The organism is Pseudoduganella sp. RAF53_2, assembly GCF_052113985.1.
GTDB lineage: Bacteria > Pseudomonadota > Gammaproteobacteria > Burkholderiales > Burkholderiaceae_D > Rugamonas.
Genome location: NZ_JBFRDW010000759.1, coordinates 1 through 2,585 on the forward strand (window position 1 = coordinate 1; position 2,585 = coordinate 2,585).

Annotated in this window: 2 protein-coding genes; both read left to right on the top strand. The window is 59.9% G+C overall.

Annotated elements, in window-relative coordinates:
• Positions 1–115 precede the first annotated feature (115 nt).
• On the top strand, positions 116–1,909 hold the full coding sequence (lepA, locus tag AB4Z11_RS29055; protein WP_442029297.1) for a translation elongation factor 4: 1,794 nt from the start codon (positions 116–118) through the stop codon (positions 1,907–1,909).
• Positions 1,906–2,585 (top strand): signal peptidase I (gene lepB, locus AB4Z11_RS29060; protein WP_442029298.1); only part of this gene is annotated, 680 nt, incomplete at its 3' end. The genes lepA and lepB, both read left to right, overlap by 4 nt.

Consider the following 2,585-nt stretch of genomic DNA (forward strand, 5'->3'; position numbering starts at 1 on the left):
GAAATCGGGCTTTCCCCTCTGAAATCCGGTAAAATGTGACAGATTACCCTTGCATCGATTGTCACAAAAGGCGCTCGCCAGGGCGCTTTTTTGCTATAGCTCGTTTTGAATTTTAATGAATAACATTCGCAATTTCTCCATCATCGCCCACATTGACCACGGCAAGTCCACGCTGGCAGACCGCATTATCCAGCTGTGCGGCGGCTTGTCCGACCGCGAGATGGAAGCGCAGGTGCTCGACTCGATGGACCTGGAGCGTGAACGCGGCATCACCATCAAGGCCCAGACTGCAGCCCTGAAGTACAAGGCGCGCAACGGCGAAATCTACAATCTGAACCTGATCGATACCCCCGGCCACGTGGACTTTTCCTACGAGGTGAGCCGTTCGCTGTCCGCCTGCGAAGGCGCGCTGCTGGTGGTGGACGCCTCGCAAGGCGTGGAAGCCCAGACCGTGGCCAACTGCTACACCGCGCTCGACCTGGGCGTGGAAGTGGTGCCCGTGCTGAACAAGATCGACCTGCCGAACGCCGACCCGCCAACCGCCATCGCCGAAATCGAAGATGTGATCGGGATCGAGGCGCAGGATGCCGTGCATTGCTCGGCCAAGACCGGCCTCGGCGTGGAAGACGTGCTCGAATCGATCATCGCCAAGATCCCGCCGCCGAAGGGCGATCCGGAAGCGCCGCTGCAGGCCCTGATCATCGACTCCTGGTACGACGCCTACGTGGGCGTGGTGATGCTGGTGCGCGTGGTGAACGGCACCATGCGTCCGAAAGAAAAGATCCGCCTGATGGCCACCGACTCGGTGCAGCTGGTGGAAGACATCGGCATCTTCTCGCCGCGCTCCGTGTCCCTGCCGGCGCTGAGCGCAGGCCAGGTGGGCTTCGTTATCGCCGGTATCAAGGAACTGAAGGCCGCCCGCGTGGGCGATACCATCACTTCCGTGGCCAAGCCGGCTCCGGCACCGCTGCCGGGCTTCAAGGAAGTCCAGCCGCAGGTGTTTGCCGGCCTGTTCCCGGTGGAGGCCAACCAGTACGACGCACTGCGCGACTCGCTGGAAAAGCTGAAGCTGAACGACGCCGCGCTGCAGTACGAACCGGAAGTCTCGCAGGCGCTGGGCTTCGGCTTCCGCTGCGGTTTCCTGGGCCTGCTGCACATGGAAATCGTGCAGGAGCGTCTGGAACGCGAATTCGATATGGACCTGATCACCACGGCGCCGACCGTGGTGTACGAGGTCGAGCGCCGCGACGGCAGCGTGATCCACGTGGACAACCCGTCGCGCATGCCGGACCCAAGCCACATCAACGAAGTGCGCGAGCCGATCGTGACCGTGAACCTGTACATGCCGCAGGAGTATGTGGGTTCCGTGATCACCCTGTGTATCGCCAAGCGCGGTATCCAGATGGACATGAGCTATCACGGCCGCCAGGTCAAGCTGGTGTACGAGATCCCGATGGCCGAGATCGTGCTGGACTTCTTCGACAAGCTGAAGTCGACCTCGCGCGGCTACGCCTCGATGGATTACGAGTTCAAGGAAAACCGCGCCGCCGACGTGGTCAAGGTCGACATGCTGATCAACAGCGAAAAGGTCGATGCGCTGGCCATCATCGTGCACCGCGCCAACGCGCCATACCGCGGCCGCGCCGTGGCGGCCAAGATGCGCGAACTGATCCCGCGCCAGATGTTCGACGTGGCGATCCAGGCGGCGATCGGCTCCAACATCATCTCGCGTGAAAACGTGAAGGCGATGCGCAAGAACGTGCTGGCCAAGTGCTACGGCGGCGACATCACCCGTAAGAAGAAACTGCTGGAGAAGCAGAAAGCAGGTAAGAAGCGCATGAAGCAAGTGGGCTCTGTGGAGATCCCACAAGAGGCATTCCTGGCAATCCTTCAAGTGGAAGAGAAATGACACTGCAATCCATCCTGGGCAATTTCGCACTCATCCTGTTCGTCCTGATGGTGGTCACCGGTGTCATCTGGTGTCTCGATGTGTTTTACCTGGCCAAGCAGCGCCGCGCCGCAGCCGACAAGGCGCTGGCCGAGTTCGACTCGCGCCACGCCAAGCTGACCGCCGATGGCATCAAGACCGACCAGGGCGCGGCCAGCCGCACGCAGATCGAAGCGGCACTGCTGCGCCAGCCGACCTGGATCGAATACTCGGGTAGCTTTTTCCCGGTGATTGCCCTGGTGTTTTTCCTGCGCTCCTTCCTGTGGGAGCCGTTCAAGATTCCATCGTCCTCGATGGTGCCGACCTTGCTGGTGGGCGACCTCATCCTGGTCAACAAATACACTTACGGCATTCGTCTGCCGATCATCAACAAGAAGATCGTGCAGATCAACGACCCGCAGCGCGGCGATGTGATGGTGTTCAAATATCCGATGGATATGACCCAGGATTACATCAAGCGGGTGGTCGGAGTTCCCGGTGATAAAATCACCTATGAAAACAAGAAGTTAACGGTCAACGGCCAGCCAGTCAGCTACACCCCGCTCGACGACTATCTGGACGATGAAAGTCTTGTTTACAAAAAGCAATTCACCGAGAACCTGAACGGCGTGGCCCATCGCGTGCTTAACGATGAGCG

Bases quoted from the DNA above. Each gene is read 5' to 3' on its own strand.
- lepA (WP_442029297.1), top strand. From the start codon at position 116: ATGAATAACATTCGCAATTTCTCCATCATCGCCCACATTGACCACGGC.